Origin of the sequence: Salinibacterium sp. NG22 (genome assembly GCF_015864925.1) — a bacterium.
Lineage (GTDB): Bacteria > Actinomycetota > Actinomycetes > Actinomycetales > Microbacteriaceae > Rhodoglobus.
Window position 1 is genome coordinate 227,055 of the sequence record NZ_JADYWG010000001.1, and the last position, 19,379, is coordinate 246,433.

The following is a 19,379-nucleotide window of genomic DNA, read 5'->3' on the forward strand; positions in this document are numbered from 1 at the left end:
GCACTAGGGAGAATTGATGACCGACACTCGACAGCTGCGCGCTCGCTATCGTCGTATCCTGCGCTTTGCTGCCCGGTACATGGTCCTCGAGTGGTGGTTCGAACTCGTTCTGCCACGCTTCGGGCTCGAATGGATTGCTGCCCGACGCCGTCTTGCGCGTGCAGCCCATATCGCTCGGAGTTTTCACAGCCTCGCGGTCGACCTCGGCGGGCTCATGATCAAAGTCGGGCAATTCATGTCGTCGCGCCTCGACGTGCTTCCGGGCGAGATCACGCGCGAACTTGAGGGACTGCAGGATGAAGTTCCTGCGGTCGATTTCACACTCATCCGCGAGAGTGTCGAACGAGAACTCGGCATTCCTCTCGAACGTGCCTACGACTACTTCGATGCAACGCCCGTGGCCGCGGCATCCTTCGGTCAAGTGCACCGAGCACGCCTCACTCCTAGCGACGCGATGGATGTCGGTTTCTCCGGTGTCGTAGTCAAGGTGCAGCGACCAGGTATCGCCGACATCATCACCGTCGACCTCGCAGCCCTTCGCCGGGTTGCCCGATGGCTCAGTCGTGTTCGCTTTGTATCTCGGCGCGTCGATCTGCCCGCTCTGCTCGAAGAGTTCGCCGTTATTAGCTTGCGAGAGATTGACTATCTCAATGAGGGCAGCAACGCTGAACGCTTCGCGGAGAACTTCGCTGACGACCCCCGCATTGGCGCTCCCGATGTGGTCTGGGAGCGGTCGACTCGCCGGATTCTGACCCTCGCCGACGCGACCGCCATCAAGATCAACGATCATGCACGGCTTATCGCGGCTGGAATTGATCCTGCTGAAGTTGCCGACGAGTTGTCGCGCGCAATGTTTGAACAACTCTTCATTCATCGCTTCTTCCATGCCGACCCGCATCCGGGAAACATCTTCGTGACGCCGGCAGATCCTGCCCGTGCCGACGTGTCCACCCCGGCATGGACGCTGACGTTTATCGACTTCGGGATGATGGGCGAAGTTCCCGAGAACCTCAGTCGCGGTCTTCAACGCCTCATCATTGCCGCAGCCGCGAGAGATGCCCCCGGGCTGGTCGCGAGCGTGCGGGACATGGGAATCCTCTTGCGCACCGCTGAAAGCGCGCCTCTCGAACGCGCCATGGGAGAACTGTTCGACCGCTTCGGCGGAATGGGCTTTAGCGAACTTCAACAGGTCGATCCCCAAGAGTTTCGTGCGTTTGGCAACGAATTCAGCGAAGTCGTACGCACCATGCCGTTTCAATTACCCGAAAACTTTCTGCTCATCATCCGTGCAGTGTCGGTGACGTCTGGCGTCGCCAGCGACCTCAACCCCGGCTACAACGTGTGGACCGCGATTGAGCCGTTCGCCGCACGTCTTGCCCGAAACGAAGGCGGCGGAACAGTGAAGGAGCTCGCGAAACAAGCTCTGTCATCCGCTGGCCTCATTCTGCGCCTCCCGCAGCAACTCGAGAGCGTTGCGACCCTCATGCAGCGTGGCCAACTCGCCGTCGAGACGCCAAGCGCCGATAAGCGCCTTCGCGCCATTGAACAGCTAGTTCGTCGTGTGCTCTCTTCTGTTCTTTTCACGGCGCTTCTCATCGGTGGCATTCTGCTGCGCGCCACCGATCCGACGCTCGGCCTGGTGCTGATGATTAGCTCGGCGCTTCCTCTGACCCATGCGCTCTTCGCTGGCGTCTTTACGCGCACCCGACTGTTCTAACGGCGTCGCGCAGGCTGGGAGTCACCCATGAATCTGCGCGATCGGCTATCGTGGACGAGGACTCAGACACACCTACTGTCGTCCGCTCTCGTCTGATCGGATCATCTCTGGTCTCTTGTCAGCATTGTCGCCGGCAATGAGTCGTGCGAATCACGCACTCAGGCTCCTCACTCTTTTTCCCGCCGCGCGACCGCGCAGCACTGTCCGTAGGAGAATCTCATCGCCATTGCTCAAGCACCCAAGTCAAACCGGTATCGTGCAGATCCGTCAGTAATGACGGCACTGCGCACGCCACGCATCCTCACTAGAGAGGTTTTGGCCGGGTTGGTCGTTGCTCTCGCCCTGATCCCTGAAGCAATCTCGTTCTCGATCATCGCCGGAGTCGACCCACGAGTTGGGCTCTTTTCCTCCTTCGTGATGGCTGTCTCCATCGCCTTCCTTGGCGGCCGCCCTGCAATGATTACTGCGGCAACCGGAGCGATTGCTCTCGTGATCGCGCCCGTCGCGCGTGAATACGGCATGGACTACCTCATCGCGACGGTCATCCTCGGCGGTCTGCTTCAAGTTTTCCTTGGCGTGATTGGTGTTGCCAAGCTCATGCGCTTCATCCCGCGCAGCGTAATGCTTGGCTTCGTGAACTCGCTCGCGATCCTGATTTTCATGGCTCAGCTTGAACACCTCATTCACGTGCCGTGGATGGTCTACCCCCTCGTCGGAGCGGGGCTGTTCATTATGGTGCTGATGCCACGACTCACAAAGGTGATTCCCGCACCCCTCGTCGCTATCGTGCTCCTGACAGTCATCACGGTCACGATGGCCATTGCAGTCCCCACCGTTGGCGACCAGGGTGAACTTCCCCGTAGCCTGCCGGAGCTCTTCATTCCCAACGTGCCGCTGACCCTGGAGACTCTCCAGATCATCGGACCGTTCGCGATCGCAATGGCTCTCGTGGGACTGCTCGAATCGCTCCTCACCGCCAAGCTGGTCGACGACATTACCGACACCCACTCGCGTAAGACTCGCGAGGCGTGGGGCCAGGGCGTTGCCAACGTGCTCTCCGGTCTCTTCGGTGGCATGGGCGGCTGCGCAATGATCGGCCAGACCATGATCAACGTGAAGGCATCGGGTGCGCGCACCCGCATCTCGACCTTCCTCGCCGGCATCTTTTTGCTCATCCTGGTGGTGGTTTTGGGCGACGTCGTGGCGATCATCCCGATGGCCGCGCTGGTGGCAGTCATGATCATCGTCTCAATCTCGACGTTCAACTGGCACAGCATCCGCTGGTCGACGCTCAAGCGCATGCCGAAGAGCGAAACGACCGTGATGGTCGCAACCGTTGCCGTCGTAGTAGCAACCGAAAACCTTGCAATTGGCGTGCTAGTCGGAGTGATCGTCGCGATGGTTGCCTTTGCACGCCGCGTTGCGCACTTCGCGACAGTTGAGCGCACGCTGCCCGATGACGAGGCTGTGCCGACCGCCTACTACCGTGTCAACGGAGAGTTGTTCTTCGCTTCGAGCAATGACCTCACAACACAGTTCGAATACACCGATGACCCGGACCGCATCATCATCGACATGTCGAACTCCCACATTTGGGACGCATCGACGGTTGCGGCGCTAGACGCGATCACGACGAAATACGAGCGTCTAGAAAAGCGCGTCGTTCTCGTCGGCATGAACGAAGCCAGCCAGTACATGCACGAGCGTCTTGCCGGAAATCTCGGCGGCGAAGGCTAGTCACAGTCCGCTGACGGCACCGTTCGCAGCACAGAACGTTCGTGACAAACAACGTTCGCGACAGACAACGAGGGCCCACTACGCAATTGCGTAGTGGGCCCTCGTTGTGTGACTCACAGAGTGGAGAGTTAGCTCGCGAGCGGCTCAGCCGACATTGTTGACTTATGCGTGCTCTCAGTGCCGTACGAGGCCGTCACCAAGATGGGCAAGTGGTCGGATACCCCTCGCGCAAGCGTCTCGACGCCCTCGATCGAGAACCCCTGCGATGTGACGAAATCGAAGTGCCCACGGAAGAACTTGTAGTTCGTGTACGTGGTGCGATCGCTCAACGAAAGGTCATACCCAGTCTGCTTGACGCGCTGCGTCAGGCCATCTTTGAAGAGAGGGTAGTTGTAATCCCCGACCATCAAGATAGGCGAACCTGACCCGAGGGTGTGAAGCATCTCGTGCGCGGCCTTGATTTGGTTACGGCGAAGCGAATTGAGCGCGGTCAGCGGTGCCGCGTGGAACGATGCGACGATCATGTCCTCATCGGTGGCGCGATCGACAAGATGGGTGCCGACCAAGCGCTCAGTGGTCGGGGTGAAAATGCGGTCATGCAGAGACTTTTTTAGCTCGAACGACTGGCTAGCGCGATGCTCGTAGCGGTCACGGCGGTAATAGACGGCAAGGCCAAGCCGATTGTTCTTGGTCGAGTCTGCCAAGTGTAATCCCCCAATTTCGTCGGGCAATTGAGACGAAATGACTTCTTGAAGACAGAGAACATCGAGATCAGGAGTCTGGGCGAGCGCATCAAGTTCGATGGCGGCCTTGTGCTTGCGAAGGTTGTAGCTAATTACGCGAATCACGAACCTATTTACCTCTTTCTTAAGAGAGAACCAGCCTATGCGTCATGGTCAGAAAGTTTGCGAGATTGGCGATTGGAGAGCAAACGTACAGGAATCCCCATCATAAGGACTACTGCTCCAACCGCGAGTCCCACTACCGGAACCGTGACGACGAGAACGAGGCACGCGAGTGCCCCAATGACATTGATGACTCGGGGAACGCGGCGTTGCGTCGCAGGTTGAGTAAAGGCTGCGATGTTGGCAACAAAGTAATACAGCAGAACGCCGAAAGACGAAAACGCGATTGCGCCGCGAAGGTCCGACACAAGCACGACGGCGATTACAACACCGGAGAGCACCAATTCTGCGCGGTGAGGAACCCTGAAACGAGGATGCACGGCATTTAGCCAGCGCGGTAGGTCAGAGTTTCGAGCCATTGCGAGGGTGGTACGACCAATCCCCGCCATCAATGCCAGCAGTGCGCCCAACGCAGCTACGCCAGCGGTAAGCGAGATCAGGCCCGTGGCCCAGCCCCAGCCAGCGGCGACAAGTAGGTCAGCAATCGGCGCTTGAGAGGCAGCGAGGGTTTCAGGGCCGAGGACTGACAACATCGTGATTGCAAGCACCAGATAGAGCCCGGCCGTGATGGCCAGAGCCATCATGATCGCCTGAGGGATGGCGCGGTGTGGATTGGACACTTCTTCGCCGAGTGTCGCGATCCGAGCGTAGCCAGCGAATGCAAAGAAGAGAATGCCGGCTGATTGAAGCACGCCGTACGCATCGATCGGCCCCGAGAGAGAGATCGGTTCGGGTTCCACGAGGGGCGACGCCGCAACGGTTATCAATACACCGACAAGCACTACGAGTACGAAGACGACGATCACCTTTGTGGCTGCTGCAGTGCGTGTGACCCCGAGAAGGTTCACGATCGTGAGAGCCACCACGCCAAGCACAGCGACGGGCTTTTCCCATCCGTCCGGCGCTACGTACGCCGCGAAAACGAGAGCCATGGCGGCACAGCTGGCCGTCTTGCCGACGATAAAGGACCACCCCGCGAAATAGCCCCACCAGGGGCCCAAACGCTCTCGACCGTAGACATAGGTGCCACCCGCGACGGGATACACCGCAGCCAGCTGGGCGCTTGCTGCCGCGTTGCACCACGCGACTATCGCTGCGATGCCTAGGCCGATTAGAAGTCCGGCGCCTGCTGCCTGAGCCGCGGGAACAAACGCCGCAAAGACGCCGGCACCGATCATTGATCCCACACCGATGACCGTCGCATCAGTTGTGGTCAATCGCCGAGCAAGCGTGGCGTTGGTGTTCACGGGTTCACCCTACTCCCGCGATCAACACCGTCAGCCGCACCAAGCGCTTCTCGCAGATGAACGCTCAGTGTCGCCGCGTGAAACAGCGACCGGCACCTCGCTATTCGACGAAGCGGATGCCGTTCGAGAGTCGAGTGCGAACATCAAAGAGTTCGTTGCCGCCCAGTTGGCGCCCGTGGCTCGACTCTGGGCCTGTGCGAAGCAGATGCGCCAGAACGCTCTGACGCACAGCAACGGCAGGTTGACCTTTGACGGTGCCGAGTGATTCTTGGGGCTGGGCGAGCGCATCGTCTGGCACGACGATCACGAAGCAGGTGAAATTGACTTTCAGCTGCCGACTAAGAGTTTTGGCGCGCGAGGCAAGTTCGTGCATGGGCTTCTCGGGCTGAACGTCAGGCCCGATGAGTTCGCCGCGGCGCACCTTCACGGGCCCACCAAAGTCCTCTGAGAGCATCGCGTAGAGGCCTGTCGGACCAAGTACCACGTGATCGATTTTGCGCTCAGGGGGGCCGGTGGAGACGTCGTGCCAAATGGTGAACCCAATGCCGAGAGCACTCACTGTGCGGGCGGTTGCTTCTTCGGCGAGGGCGTCGGCGAGGGTTCGGCGAATTTCGCGCGGAGCGCTCCGAACTAGGGCTGGGTCGTAAGGGTTGTCGAGCGAGACACCGCGGCCCGCCCATTCCCGCATACTGGCGAGGAATCGTTCTCGGCGCCATCCTCCAGGGTGACCGTGGGTTCGAGCGCGGGGTCGAGAATCCTCCCGCGGTGGCGCTGACCCGCGTGACGAGAATGAAGAAGAACTGCCGGAGGCGGAGCGAGCGTGTGATCCTGCCCCGGCGTCGTAGTGACGTCGCTTCTCGGGCGTTCCGACACGTTCCCACGCATCCTGAACGGCTGCGAACCGTGTGGGGTCTCCCCCGGTATCGGGATGAGTCTCCCGGAGCGCCCGCCGAAATGCCTTCTTCAGCTCAGACTCCGATGCCGACGCCTCAACACCAAGCACCTCGTACGCGCTTGCTGACAGGGGGCTATCGGGCATGAACTCACTTTCGGTGAACCGCACGAATGCGGAAGTGGGGAAACTCCCATGCTACCGACCCTCGCTGGCAACATTCGGAATGTCGTCGGCGCGCGTACAGACTGCGGGCGTAGTTTTGAAACGTGACCGAACTGAGAAACATTCCCCTCACCACTATTGACGGCAACCAGACGACGCTGGCGGATTATCAAGACAAGGTGGTGCTCATCGTCAATGTGGCATCACGGTGTGGCCTTTCGCCCCAGTACGAGCAGTTGGAGCAACTGCAGAAGACGTATGGTGATCGCGGTTTCACTGTCTTGGGCTTCCCCAGTAATCAGTTCTTGCAGGAACTGAGCACGGAAGAAGCGATTGCGGAATACTGCTCCACGACCTGGGGCGTCACGTTCCCCATGTTTGAGAAGGTCAAGCTCAACGGCAAGTCAGCCCACCCGTTGTACGCCGAGCTCAAGAAGACGGCGGATGGTTCAGGCAAAGCTGGTCGAGTCGCGTGGAACTTCGAAAAGTTCCTCGTGACGCCAGGTGATGACGTCACTCGTTTTCGCCCGACGGTGGTTCCGGATGACCCGGCCATCGTTGGTGCCATCGAAGCGGCACTTCCGGCCTAGGGTAGAGAGTTATGGCTACAGAGTTTGTGCATGAGGAAGATGCTGCGCGGTACATCATGAAAGTTGATGGCGCGCTAGTTGCCGTTGCGGACTATCGCACTAACGGATCGTCTATCTCTTTCAACCACACGTATACCCAGCCCGCTCACCGCGGCAAGGGTTACGCGGCCCAGCTTGTGAAGTTTGCGGTCGATGATGTCGAAGTGAATTCGGTGCTGCGCGTGCTGCCCATGTGCTGGTACGTTTCCGATTGGTTCGAAGCTAACCCTCAGCGGGCGGAGCTGCTCACGCGTTAGCCTGCTCGGCAATTCTTGTGAAGTGCCGGCCGTTGTGAGGTGCCGACGCTCAGAGCGACGGTCTGCTACTTCTGGCGTTGAAGTTGCACCAGCATCTCTGGCCCGTTGTCATCGAGCAGCTTTCCGCCCCAGCGCACCCCAATGATCAGCAGCGTGCCTCCCAGCACGAGTGCGACGGCAAGAGAGACCCAGCCGAGTGACTGGTTGAACGTTGCGAAACCGATAATGGCGAGCACCATTTCGGGAAGAGCCAAGAGCGCCAATGCGGTCCACGATGCAAACATCGAGAGCATAAGGGTGAATCCCCCGCCGGGGCGGGACTTGAATGGGTTGTCTCCGGGAGCTGGCACAGCGAATGCGAATCGCCCGGAAACAAGCGATGACAGTGCCAGACCGGTGATGAAGAGGCCAAGGGAGATGCCGAGCATCCCGGCCAGTCTCTCCCAGCTATCACTGACCCAGACGCTCGCAACCGTGAGGATGATCGTCGTAGGGACGGCAAAGACGCTCACGGCGATCACCCTTCCCCATCGATCGGCGCGGCCGCTCACCCCGGACTGCAAGTGGAGGCTGAAAGCGGTGTTGTCGTACGACACATCCGTGTAGATCGACATGCCCAGAAGCACCGCGACGATGGGGCCGACGAAGAGCAGACCGCTCAAATCGCCGCTTGCTCCGCTATAGAAGAATACGATCGCGGGCACGAGCGGCACGCTGATGAGCGACTGTGCGTAGCGCGGGTCGCGCGCCCAATAGGTGAGTGCGCGGGCTGCCACGGCGCCCGTGGGAGTGCCGGAGAAAACAGCAAACCAACCGAGTCCGCGTTGAGCACTGCTGTGGGATGTGGAGGTCGCCGGGCGCTCGAGGGCGCGATCCAATGCCCAGCGCCATACCGCGGTCGCTGCGATGAGCGTGCCGATGCCGATGAGGGCGTGCAGAGCTGCTGCGCCCGGCCGCCCGAGAGCCAGATCACCAGGAACAGCCCAAATAGCCCCGAACGGCGTCCAAGCCACCACGTCGGCGATGATCGGAAGCACGGTTCGAAGCTCACGAAACAGTGTGGACAGCGCGAGCACCGCCGGCCCGAGCAGCAAGAGCGGAATCAACACGAGCACTGTCTTTGCTTCACGAGCTCGACGCCCCGACGAGATGCGCACCGTGAGGGCAGCGAGCATCCGTGACCCTACGACGCTCGTGAGGGCACCGATTGCCGCACAGAGCAGAGCGACGATCGCGATGAGTGGCGTTTGCCACCACACCAGACTCGTTGCAAGCGCGGCCAGAGTGGTGATGATTCCGGGGACCCCAAGAACTCCGCTCACGGCGAGGGCCAGCAGCAACGTGTTGATGGGGATGGGGAAGGTTGCGAGCCGTGCCGGGTCTACCGTTTCGTCGATGCCCGAACTAAGCAGCGGTAGGAAGGTCCATCCCAGCACCAGAATGGCACCGCCAACAACGCTGACGGTGCGCCCGAGGCTTTCGGGGGCCGTACTGAGGAAGAGGAGGCCCACGACCACGAGGAACAGCATGAACATGCCGTAGACAGTGCCGAGCACCACGGCAACCGCCTGCCACGGACTTCGAGTGAGCGAATTGGCAAGGAGCCTGAAGCGCAGCCTTACGAGATGCGCAACCACTCGGGGCCCTTTCCGTGACGGCGCCCGCCGACGAGTTCCACAAAGCGGTCCTCGAGAGTCGATGAGCCGCGTACTTCATCCGTGGTTCCGGATGCCAGCACTCGACCATCGGCGATCACGGCAACATGGTCGCACATGCGCTGAACGAGATCCATGGCGTGGCTGGACACGATGACGGTGCCGCCGGACTCAACGAACCCGTGCAGAATGTCACGGATATTGGCGCCAGACACCGGATCAACGGATTCAAACGGCTCATCGAGCACGAGCAACTGCGGGGCGTGAATCAGAGCACAGGCGAGCGCTATCTTTTTCGTCATGCCGGCGGAGTAATCGACGACGAGAGTGCCACTCACGGCATCGAGGTCGAACAACTCGAGAAGATCAGCGGCGCGTTCGGCGACGACGGCACGGTCCATCCCGCTCAAGAGGCCCGCGTAGGTTACGAGTTGAAGGCCTGTCAAGCGGTCAAAGAGCCGAACACCATCGCTCAACACGCCGATGCGCCTCTTTGCCTCGACAAGATTGCTCCACACATCAAGACCGTGCACGGAAACGGTGCCAGCGTCGGGCCGGAGAAGGCCCGTGGCCATCGAGAGCGTCGTGGTCTTGCCAGCACCGTTGGGACCAACGAGGCCGAAAAAAGATCCACGGGGAACCGTGAGGTCGACAGCGTTGACGGCGAGTTTCTCGCCAAAACGCTTGGTAAGTCCGCTTATTTCAAGCGCAGGAACGAGAGTGGGGGTTTCGGGCACGGTACTACCCTAAAACCGATTCGTCCTCAGAGAGGTGTGTCCTGCAGAATCTGTGACGATAACCAGCTACTAGAGTCGATAGGACGCGGCAGTTCTCTCACTCCGCGAGTTCTTCGAAAGGTTGTTATGACGATTACTGCTGCTGCTGACGGATCGGCGCTCGGCAACCCCGGGCCAGCCGGATGGGCGTGGTACGTCGACGACAATACCTGGGCAGCTGGCGGCTGGGATCACGCCACCAACAACCAGGGTGAGCTCATGGCGGTGCTGCAGTTGTTCCGGGCAACGGCGCATGTTGACGATGATCTGCTGATCTTGTGCGACAGCCAGTACGTCATCAACTCGATCGCCAAATGGATGCCCGGCTGGAAGAAAAAGGGCTGGCGCAAAGGCGATGGCAAGCCCGTCATGAACGTCGACCTCATCAAGCAGATTGACGACGCCATCACCGACCGCCGCTACCGCTTCGAATGGGTCCGAGGGCACGTAGGGCATCCGCTCAACGAGGCTGCGGATGTCAGAGCGCGCGGTGCTGCCGAAGCATTCCAGCGCCGCTCAGTCTGCCCCGCAGGCCCCGGTTACCCCGGAGCCACCGCGAGTGACGCTAGCTTGCCCGGCGCAACCGACGAGATCGCTCCCCTGTTCTAACCCGTCGCGGCTTAGACAGCGTGGCGATCAGCGGCGGTGCCGCATGAGCGCGCTGTCAGTACAGTCGGGCTTGGGGCGCCGAGCGCTCGCCTTACTCGGGCGAGAAGAACGCGGCGATTGCTGAACTGAGCGCCAGCGGGTCAGCGACGCCGCACAATTCGCGAGCGGAGTGCATCGAGAGCAACGGAAGCCCCACATCAATCGTTCGGATGCCCAACCGGGTTGCCGTAATGGGCCCGATGGTGGAGCCACAGGGCATGTCGTTGTTCGACACGAACTCTTGGTACTCAACGCCAGCCTGACGGCACGCGCGAGCCCACTCCGCAGCGCCAAGCGCATCGGTGGCGTAGCGCTGGTTCGCGTTGATCTTGAGCAGCGGTCCCCCACCAAGACGCGGACGGTTGGCGGGATCGTGACGCTCGGGGTAGTTCGGGTGCGCGGCGTGGCCGGCATCCGACGACAGGCACCAGGAGTCAGCGACGGCACGCATCCGATCCGTTTCGGAACCGCCCAAACCAGCACTGATGCGGGCAATGAGGTCGGCGAGGAACGGCCCGCCAGCACCTGAGCGTGATGCCGAACCAATTTCTTCATGGTCAAACGCGACGAACAGCGGAATGTGATCGAGCTTGGTGTCGAGACCGAGCAGAGCGACGAGACCGGCGTGCACTGACGACAGGTTGTCGAGACGACCGGAGGCGAAGAGCGCATCATCGAGACCAAAGACGGCGGGAGCCGCGGTGTCCGCAACCACAATGTCGTACCCGTCGATGTCCTCAGCAGAACGATTCTTTGCCTTCGACGACAGGATTGAGGCGAGATGACCGAGCACGTCGGCGTCGTCGCGCTCGCCCAAACCGAACATGGGGTTCATGTGAGCTTGGCGCTTGAGCGTGAGCTTGTCATTGACGCCACGATCGAGGTGAATGGCGAGCTGCGGAAAACGCAGCAACGGACCGGTGCGTACAAGCTCAGTGCTGCCATCGCGGAACGTAACCCGGCCAGCAAACTCAAGCTCGCGGTCAAGCCACGAGTTAAGCAGCGGGCCACCATAGATCTCAACTCCGGCCTGAAGAATCCCCTCCGAGCCTGTGGTGGGCTTTGGCTTGAGCTTGAAGCTTGGTGAATCAGTGTGGGCGCCGAGGATGCGGAACGGCGTCGTGCCGGTAGCCTTCGTCGGCTGAATCCATGCCGCAATCGCACCGTCGCGGATCACGAAGTACTTCGCTGCCTTGCGAGTGCGCGCGCCATTCCAGTCATCAGCCTCGTGCAATTCGCTGAAACCGGCGTCACGCAAGCGGCGCGCAGCCTCCGCTACGGCGTGAAAAGACGACGGTGATGCGGAGACAAAAGAGGCAAGATCGTGGACATGATTCAGGGCAGCAGTCATGGACTCATTCTCGCACTGTTCGCCGTGAGCAACGCCCAGCAGCGCACGAGTGACGGCTAGAACCAGATGCTCAACCACGGCGTCGTCGGTGCGTGGAACACACGCTCCACCACCGCCGCAGCACCCTCAGTCAGCTCATGAACGCGGCCGGCAGCAACCAGCGCTGATGCCGTGACTCCGCCGAGATACAGCGAGCTGAGTTCATTGACCGAGAGGGACACCGAGGCAATATCGGAGGGAAGATCGTCTACTTGACGCACCTGCGGCATCCCGGCGTCATCTGTCGAGAGCACAAAGCGGCCGTGCGCGAAGCCGAGGTCATCGCTGACATCGAATCCGAGCTGGGCGGACGTCGAGTACGTGCGAGCGGTGAGCGAGGCGGGCACATCGAGGATGCGCAACCACAAGTGGTCAATTGGGGACACTCGGGCGGCACGCATGTCGGACAGCAGCCACAGCAACGGTTCATCGATAGAGCGAAGTTCTGCTTTCACCTCACGCACCAGGTCGACCTCCAACACGAAGCGCCACAGCGCCTCATAGGCCTCCGGAGTCTCAGCCAGCAGATAATCGACCGTGAGCTTGTGGTGGGTGAAGTCGGCTCCGCCGGCCGCCACCCGGTACACCACGAATCCGCGCGGCGTTCCGCTCTCGTCATCGAATCGCACCACACGGGTGTTCTTGGTGTACTCCTCATCGCCGGGCGAAGTGCCGGCGATCTGCTCCCAGCGCAGCGGCCACACGGCGATTTGTCCCGGAGTGGCCAGACGGACACGCTCAAACACCGTAGGCGCTTCGCTGACGAAGACGGAGGGTGCCACGTGCTGCAGAGTGCCACGGCGCTCATGAGCCACGAGCGAAGCCCGAGTCGTATCGATCGTGAGATCAGCAGCGAAGACGGCTTGACCGAATCCGAAGCGGCCATAGATCGTCGACTCCGACACGGTGAGCATCGCCATCGGCAGACCCATCGCAGCGGCCGAGCGCAGTTCGCCTTCGAGAAGCGAACGAGCGATTCCGCGACGACGATGCGTCGGCGACACCGTGACCGAGCTGATAGCCCACGCAGCAATGCTCGTGCCGCCAGGAACCGTCAACTGCTCGGTCCACGAACTGGTGGTTGCGACCGGAACCTCCGGGGCGACCAAGCGGTCATCCCAAACACCGATCGTGCGGCGATACGTTACGCCGGCAAAACTTGAATCGACCTGTTCTTTCGACATCGCCGGGCCGTGAAATCCACGGGAATCAGCTTGAAACCACGCCTCGAACGCAGCCCGATTAGACGTATCGACTAGGTCGTAACGCAATCCGCTTGCAGCGAGGGCAGCAGCCGACGTGGGATCAACAGGGTGGTGCGAAAAGTCGTTGGCCATGTACCAACGGTACCGCGAACTTTACAGAATGAACCATGGCGGATAAACCGCCACCTTCGTCTTAAACGAGGCGCCATCAAGAAGCGACTTCACACGCTCGCGAGCCTTATCACTGGCAACTCCGACGAGTTGCACATCGTCGAAAGCGAAGGAGCCATGAATGAGAACTTCAGCGTCGTCGGTGAGCTCATCGGCACGCAGGTTGCCGAGCATCCGGGTGATGGCCTTTTCATCAGTGGCGAAGCGCGTCAAGCTTGCTGCGGCGTCGCCATCTGCCAGAACGGCATCCTCGCCGAGAGCGCGAACAGTGCTGACCAAGAACACGAAATCTGTGGGAGTTGCAGTGCGAGCGGCATCTGACCAGCGCGGTTCTGAGGCGCCGGCACGGAGCTCGCGCCACGCGGCGGATTCCGGGACCAAGCTGAACGGAACGTAGCGGTCAACAGGCTCGCCGGTGCTGAGCGATGCTGCGCCGCGGAGCTCGCGAGTGAGGGGCGAACTGATGTCGAGGATTGCATCCTCAATTGAGGCGGCCGCGACGAGCTGACCCTCCCGAAGGATGCTCTCCAAGTTGCTGATGTGCGTGACGTGATACACACGCTGGTCCGACAGCGACGGGACCTTCGCGCTCGACGCGCGAGGAGTTCCGGGAACTCGCTTGGTGCGAGAAGAGGTCGTGGCACGCGTTACCGGCTTGACAGGGACAGCCTTCGGAAAGCAGGAATCGCAGAGACCGTTTTCGAAGCCGTGGATGCACTCAGTGCCAGACATTGGAGCCTTTCTCGGAGTTCAGAAATGACCTCCGTATCCAAGGTACGGCAATTATCGACTGCGTATCGCCGTCTCTGCACGATGAGCGAGCTCGCGCAGCAATGTTTCGTGGCTGGGATCGAAGCGGCGCGGCCCCGTATCGAAGATACACACGGCCCCCACGATGTCGCCGTTGGGGGCTGCTACCGGGTAGCCAGCATAAAACCTGATGCGCGGGCCTTCGATGACCCACGGATGATCGGCAAACCGTTCATCGTTCAGGGTGTCTTCCAAAACGACAAGACCACGATCCGTGAACGCTGCGCTGCAGAACGCGCCAGCTTCATCACGATGCATCGAGCCAACGCCCGATATCGACGTGAACCAGTGGGCGTCTTGATCATGGAAGGTAATAGCGGCGCCTGCTGTGCCGAAAAGCTCGCGCGCCGAATTCATGATTGTTGCCAACGATGTCGACACCGTCTTGCGGGTGAGTACTGAACTCTCGAATGGTGGCGGAGTGACAATCGAACCGGGGCGTTCAGTGGGAGGCACAGCCACGGCAGTGAGAGAACGCGCAACGGCGGGCGCAAGTGCGCGGGCCCAGTGCTCGTAGGTGGGGCTATCGAGCGACACCCGAGTGTTTCCCGCAGATGCCGTGGCGGGAACGAAGGTCGCGCTCGGGCGAGTAGAGCACAACTGCTGACTAATCGCGTTGAGATTGGCGACGTTGTGGTTAACGATGCGCAGCAACGGTGCGGGAAGCGACACGAAGTCATCGAGCGGAGCTACGCCAACGATGAACGTGTGCATTGCGCCGCCGCCGCACTCTTCGATCGTGTTCAACAGGTCAGTGACATCCCTTCGCCAAGCGAAAAGGGATCGGAAACGCAGGGCATCTCCCCCGCCGAGCGTGAGCACAAGGGCGTCAAATCGTTCAAGGTTTGCCCATCGGATGACGACACCGGTATCAGCGGCAGACATCGAGGGGTCGGAGACAATGTCGACGCTGCAACCGCGCTGGGTCAGGGATGACAGTTCTCGAGCGAGATGACCGCCGAGTCCGAGTTGATGCGTGTGCACGCCATAGCCCGATGATTTTCCTGGACCGAGAAGGAGTACGCGGTCGGGATCGGGGCCAATCGCTTCGACGCGGGGGTCATCAGCGGGAAGAGTGAGCGCGCGCCACCGTTGTGGCTTCACTGCAAGCCACAGTTTGACTATTGGCCACGCCAATAGCGCAGCATAGCTACGTAGCAATCAATTCCCCACCCGAACGCCCAGACACGGGCACCCTCAAGGTAACGAGTATAGAGCTGAAAACTATTCAGAACCAGCGAGAATGAGGAAAACTGAAATTATTTGCGTTCTGCTTTGGCGGCGCGCTCTGTCTTGATTCGCGCGTTCTCATTGTTGACGGCGGCGTGAACTGCGCGCTCCTCGACGAGCCACGCAGGCATTTCGACGAGAAGTGCCTTGATTTCATCCGAAGTCATGACGTCGGGTGCTCCGGCGCGGGCGAGCCCCGACGTGGAAACGCCGAGCTTTTGGGCGACAACCTGCCGTGGGTGCGGTCCTTCTGCACGCAACTGCGTGAGCCACTCGGGCGGAGTGGCGAGCAATTCTGCGAACTGTTCGCGACTGATCTCGGAATCGCGGAACTCTTCCGGAGCGGCGGGGAGGTAAATCCCCAGCTTTTTGGCGACGGTTGCGGGCTTCATGGTCTGGACTGGCACCCCCCAAGACTAACCTGAAGACATGTCTTCACCATTCACGGTCGCATTTGTGCTCGGAGCGACTCCCGGTAAGTGGGCTCGCGTCTGGAATGAACGCCTGCCCGAGACGACTCTCGATCTTGTCGCAGCAGAACAAGAGCCTGCGCTCGACATGCTGCGGGCGGGAACAGCTGATGTCGCATTGCTGCGCCTTCCGGTCGACCGTGCTGAGAACAGTGATCGGCCACTCGCCGCTATTCCGCTCTATACGGAGCGCGCCGTCGTTGTTGTTCCCAAGGGGCATGCCATCGAAGCGCTTGATTCGCTTGCTCTCGCTGAGCTGGAAGCCGAGAACGTTATTCGTGGCGACTGGCGCGATGCGGTCGAGCTCGTCGCTGCCAACGTGGGGGTTGCTGTTCTGCCCCAAGCAGTTGCTCGAGCGTTGACACGAAAAGACGTTGTTGCCCGAATGCTCGACGACGGCCCCGAGTGGCAGGTTGCCGTGGTCTGGCGCGATGGTTCAGTCGACCCGCTCGTGGAAGAGTTCATCGGCATCGTGCGTGGTCGCACGGCGCGCAGCTCGCGCGGGACCGGAACCGCCAACGATGCTGCCGAGGACGCTCCCCCGAGCCGAGCGGCTCAGAAGTCGGGAAGTGGAAATAAAAAGGGCACCGGAGCTCGATCATCGGGACGCACCCACAACGGTAAGGGTGCGTCGAAGCGCCCCGCGCGCGCAAAGAGCTTCCGTCCCCAACCGCGCAAGGGCTAACCGCACAAGGTCCAACGACTATTCGCTGACCGAGCCGCTCAGAATGAATTCTGCGACATCGGGGGCCATGGCGTCGGCCCACGCCCGATAACTTTGACGGCCGTCGATTGCCTCAGGGTCTTCGATGGGTGGCGAGAAGTGCACATAGTGGGCATGCTCGCGGTGTGCCACCAACCGCTCAATTTCTGTGTTGTAGCGCTCGGTCATCAGGTGGATGCGGCGTTGATAGCTATCGGGAAAGCGTGACATCTTGGGCGGCACGCATCCCAAAATGAAGACTCCGACATCGGGTGTGGAGTTCTCTAGTAGAAAATCGACGAGCCGTGCCATGTCGCGCCCCCATGTGCGGGCCGGGGTGAAGGTGAGTGACTCGAAGACGCCGAAGGACAAGACGACCGCTTTCACATCGGTGAGGTCGCTTACTGCGACCTTTGCTTGCGCCTCGCGTGTTGTCAGCCGAGCACTCGTGACGGTCGCAACCTCGATGCCCTGACCCGTCAGAGCGGCGAGCGAGCGAGCGAGCGATCCCCCGAGGGCAAGTTCGTGAGACGCAACCCCGTATCCCACGACGATTCCGGAGCCGCACAGCAGAACCTTCTGGACGTGGGGTCCGTCGGCGAGGACGGGTGGGCCAGCCTCCGGTTTGGGGAGGCCGCGCCACGAATGAGGAGATGTGTGGACCCAGGCGAGCATGAAGAGTTTCATGACGACGTGTCCAAGGGTGGCGAACATCTCGAACTCCGTTTCGGGCGGTGTCGGAGTGCGCCCGGAGGTTTATCGTGGCGCAATTACCCCGGTGGGTGGGGCGTCTCTAAGTATCCGCACCTTAGCACCGTTGGGGTCCACTGCCTAGATTTTTCAAGGAGTGGTCGCGCTCTCACGCTTAGCGCGTGCTGATGCTCGCGAACTTGCGGATCGCGAGCGGAACGAAAATTGCGAGCATCACGACGATGCCAATCAGCACCGTAAGGACGGGGTGCTGTTGTGACCACACACCGGACTGCACCGCCCCGGCCGGGGTGTTTCCGAACAACTCGCGGGCTGCCTGAACGAGAGCTGAGACAGGGTTTAACTCAGCGAACGTGCGTAGCGGTCCCGGGAGGGTCTCGGCGGGAACAAAGGCGTTGGAGATGAAGGTCAGTGGAAAGAGCACCAAGAACGAGACGTTGTTGATGACCTCTGGACTGCGCACGCTCATTCCAATAAATGCCATCACCCACGACAGCGCATAAGCAAAGAGCAAGAGCAGAGCGATCGCAGCGATCGCTTCGAACGGGCTCGAGTTGATGCGCCATCCGACAATCAAACCCGTGGCCATCATGACGATCATCGATATCGAGTTGATGAGAAGGTCACCGTTGGTTCGACCGACCAATACCGCGGAGGGACTCATGGGCAAAGTGCGGAAGCGATCGATGATGCCGTCTTTGAGGTCCTGGGCCATCGCCGACCCCGAATAGGTTGACCCGAACACCACTGTCTGAGCAAAGATGCCAGCCATGATGAACTCGGTGTACGTGCTGCCGGGAATATCGATCACGCCGGCGTAGACGTAGGTGAAGAGCAGCACGAACATAATGGGCTGCAACGTGGTGAAGACCAGAATGTCGGGCACACGCTTGATCTTGATGAGGTTGCGACGGGTGGTGATCCACCCGTCATTCAGCCAGTTCATGACCGATGACGTGGCGGTCGGGCTCGGTGCTGTCGTGGGTGCTGTGGCGGTCATTTCTGTGCCTTCTGTGCTGGTGCTGCATCCGTCGTATCAGTGTCGGTTTCGTCGGCGCTTGCCGTGTGTCCGGTGAGCTTGAGGAACACATCGTCGAGAGTGGGGCGACGCATTCCTGCGTCGTAGAGCTGGATGCCGCGGCTCGCGAACTCCGTGAGAATCAACTGCAGCGCGGCGGGAGCATCTTCCGCGTTGACGGTCAGGCCGCGGCCGTCGAGACTCACGGCAGGTTCGGTGCTGCCGAAACGAGTGAGGATCTCGTGGGCGGCGGTCGCGTCATCCCGCGACACGAGGCTCACTTCAACTCGCTGACCGCCGATGGATGCTTTGAGCTCATCTGAGGTGCCCTGGGCAATGACCTTGCCGTCGTCGATGACAGAAATGCTGTCGGCGAGTTGGTCTGCTTCTTCAAGGTATTGGGTGGTGAGGAGCACAGTGGTGCCCTCCCCCACGAGCGTTGTAATGACGTCCCACATGCCAATGCGGCTGCGCGGGTCGAGACCGGTGGTTGGCTCGTCGAGAAAGAGCACCGGTGGGCGCATAACAAGGGCACCGGCGAGGTCAATGCGGCGACGCATGCCGCCGGAGAATCCTTTGACGGGACGGTTTTGGGCTTCGGTGAGGTCGAAGAGGTTGATAAGTTCGCGTGCTCGCTCGCGAGATTGCTTAGCGCCGAGGTGGTAAAGCCGGCCGACCATATCGAGATTCTCGAAGCCAGTGAGGTTCTCATCGACGGCGGCATATTGGCCGGAGACGCCAATCATGGGGCGGATGCGCTCAGGGGAAGCGATGACATCGACACCGTCGATGGTCGCTGAACCTGAATCGGGGCGGATGAGTGTCGTCAGGACTTTCACGGTGGTCGTCTTGCCCGCACCATTCGGACCAAGCAGAGCCGTTACTGTGCCCTGAGGAACCTCCAAGTTGAGGCCGTCGAGGGCATGCACCGGGGCTGCGCCCTTAGGCGTATACGTCTTCTTGAGATCTACTGCTTCGATATAACTCACGGGGTAACGCTAGAACATGCCGGCGACATCGCAAAGACACGCCGATGGATGTCG

The 19,379-nt window shown here is 60.6% G+C and carries 19 protein-coding genes; 6 read left to right on the top strand and 13 right to left on the bottom strand.

The features are described 5' to 3' along the window. The first annotated feature begins 16 nt into the window (after positions 1 to 16). Positions 17 to 1,717, top strand: coding sequence for an AarF/ABC1/UbiB kinase family protein (locus I6E81_RS01170; protein WP_197105599.1), 1,701 nt, complete (start codon positions 17 to 19; stop codon positions 1,715 to 1,717). Positions 1,718 to 1,990: 273 nt separating this feature from the next. Then, positions 1,991 to 3,454, top strand: coding sequence for a SulP family inorganic anion transporter (locus I6E81_RS01175; RefSeq protein ID WP_197105600.1), 1,464 nt, complete (start codon positions 1,991 to 1,993; stop codon positions 3,452 to 3,454). 128 nt (positions 3,455 to 3,582) lie between these two features. Here the strand turns inward: I6E81_RS01175 and I6E81_RS01180 are convergent, their stop codons facing one another. The 3 genes from I6E81_RS01180 to I6E81_RS01190 form a co-directional block, all read right to left on the bottom strand. Beyond that, a complete protein-coding gene (locus I6E81_RS01180; protein ID WP_197107114.1) occupies positions 3,583 to 4,299 on the bottom strand; it encodes an endonuclease/exonuclease/phosphatase family protein in 717 nt (238 codons plus the stop codon). 38 nt (positions 4,300 to 4,337) lie between these two features. Further along, positions 4,338 to 5,606 (bottom strand): APC family permease, encoded by a 1,269-nt coding sequence (locus I6E81_RS01185; RefSeq protein ID WP_197105601.1) that lies wholly within the window; start codon positions 5,604 to 5,606, stop codon positions 4,338 to 4,340. A 100-nt stretch (positions 5,607 to 5,706) separates the two neighbouring features. Further along, positions 5,707 to 6,645, bottom strand: a complete 939-nt coding sequence (locus I6E81_RS01190; protein WP_197105602.1) for a DnaJ domain-containing protein — start codon at positions 6,643 to 6,645, stop codon at positions 5,707 to 5,709. Between the two features lie 122 nt (positions 6,646 to 6,767). On the opposite strand from I6E81_RS01190, the gene I6E81_RS01195 reads away from it, so the two are divergent. Continuing rightward, positions 6,768 to 7,253 (top strand): glutathione peroxidase, encoded by a 486-nt coding sequence (locus I6E81_RS01195; protein ID WP_307783878.1) that lies wholly within the window; start codon positions 6,768 to 6,770, stop codon positions 7,251 to 7,253. Positions 7,254 to 7,264: 11 nt separating this feature from the next. Beyond that, positions 7,265 to 7,549: a GNAT family N-acetyltransferase gene (locus I6E81_RS01200; protein WP_197105603.1), complete on the top strand. Its 285-nt coding sequence runs from the start codon at positions 7,265 to 7,267 to the stop codon at positions 7,547 to 7,549. Positions 7,550 to 7,614: 65 nt separating this feature from the next. On the opposite strand, the gene I6E81_RS01205 is transcribed toward I6E81_RS01200, so the two are convergent. After that, complete coding sequence (locus I6E81_RS01205; protein ID WP_307784074.1) at positions 7,615 to 9,108, bottom strand: transporter; 1,494 nt, start codon at positions 9,106 to 9,108, stop codon at positions 7,615 to 7,617. Between the two features lie 59 nt (positions 9,109 to 9,167). Then, positions 9,168 to 9,941 carry an ABC transporter ATP-binding protein gene (locus tag I6E81_RS01210; RefSeq protein ID WP_197105605.1) on the bottom strand — a complete coding sequence of 258 codons (774 nt, stop codon included), beginning with the start codon at positions 9,939 to 9,941 and terminating at the stop codon, positions 9,168 to 9,170. 126 nt (positions 9,942 to 10,067) lie between these two features. On the opposite strand from I6E81_RS01210, the gene I6E81_RS01215 reads away from it, so the two are divergent. Then, a complete protein-coding gene (locus tag I6E81_RS01215; RefSeq protein ID WP_197105606.1) occupies positions 10,068 to 10,589 on the top strand; it encodes an RNase H family protein in 522 nt (173 codons plus the stop codon). 91 nt (positions 10,590 to 10,680) lie between these two features. Here I6E81_RS01215 and I6E81_RS01220 read toward each other — a convergent pair whose 3' ends face one another. The 5 genes from I6E81_RS01220 to I6E81_RS01240 all read right to left on the bottom strand — a co-directional run bounded on the left by I6E81_RS01220 (position 10,681) and on the right by I6E81_RS01240 (position 15,826). Continuing rightward, positions 10,681 to 11,979, bottom strand: a complete 1,299-nt coding sequence (locus I6E81_RS01220) for a M18 family aminopeptidase (RefSeq protein ID WP_197105607.1) — start codon at positions 11,977 to 11,979, stop codon at positions 10,681 to 10,683. A gap of 56 nt (positions 11,980 to 12,035) precedes the next feature. After that, on the bottom strand, positions 12,036 to 13,355 hold the full coding sequence (locus I6E81_RS01225) for a GNAT family N-acetyltransferase (protein WP_197105608.1): 1,320 nt from the start codon (positions 13,353 to 13,355) through the stop codon (positions 12,036 to 12,038). A gap of 21 nt (positions 13,356 to 13,376) precedes the next feature. Further along, positions 13,377 to 14,126: a DarT ssDNA thymidine ADP-ribosyltransferase family protein gene (locus tag I6E81_RS01230; RefSeq protein WP_231599698.1), complete on the bottom strand. Its 750-nt coding sequence runs from the start codon at positions 14,124 to 14,126 to the stop codon at positions 13,377 to 13,379. 51 nt (positions 14,127 to 14,177) lie between these two features. Next, positions 14,178 to 15,308: a GAF domain-containing protein gene (locus I6E81_RS01235; RefSeq protein ID WP_307783875.1), complete on the bottom strand. Its 1,131-nt coding sequence runs from the start codon at positions 15,306 to 15,308 to the stop codon at positions 14,178 to 14,180. Positions 15,309 to 15,463: 155 nt separating this feature from the next. Then, entirely contained in the window at positions 15,464 to 15,826 is a 363-nt protein-coding gene (locus I6E81_RS01240) for a DUF5997 family protein (RefSeq protein WP_197107118.1), read from the bottom strand. Between the two features lie 37 nt (positions 15,827 to 15,863). On the opposite strand from I6E81_RS01240, the gene I6E81_RS01245 reads away from it, so the two are divergent. Then, positions 15,864 to 16,589, top strand: a complete 726-nt coding sequence (locus I6E81_RS01245; RefSeq protein ID WP_197105609.1) for a LysR family substrate-binding domain-containing protein — start codon at positions 15,864 to 15,866, stop codon at positions 16,587 to 16,589. Positions 16,590 to 16,607: 18 nt separating this feature from the next. On the opposite strand, the gene I6E81_RS01250 is transcribed toward I6E81_RS01245, so the two are convergent. The 3 genes from I6E81_RS01250 to I6E81_RS01260 form a co-directional block, all read right to left on the bottom strand. Then, on the bottom strand, positions 16,608 to 17,321 hold the full coding sequence (locus tag I6E81_RS01250; RefSeq protein WP_197105610.1) for a GDSL-type esterase/lipase family protein: 714 nt from the start codon (positions 17,319 to 17,321) through the stop codon (positions 16,608 to 16,610). Between the two features lie 151 nt (positions 17,322 to 17,472). After that, on the bottom strand, positions 17,473 to 18,318 hold the full coding sequence (locus tag I6E81_RS01255; RefSeq protein ID WP_197105611.1) for an ABC transporter permease: 846 nt from the start codon (positions 18,316 to 18,318) through the stop codon (positions 17,473 to 17,475). Then, the gene (locus I6E81_RS01260) at positions 18,315 to 19,325 is read right to left on the bottom strand and encodes an ATP-binding cassette domain-containing protein (protein WP_197105612.1); all 1,011 of its coding nucleotides are present in this window, start codon (positions 19,323 to 19,325) and stop codon (positions 18,315 to 18,317) included. Before I6E81_RS01260 ends, I6E81_RS01255 begins: the two co-directional genes overlap by 4 nt. Positions 19,326 to 19,379: the final 54 nt, after the last annotated feature.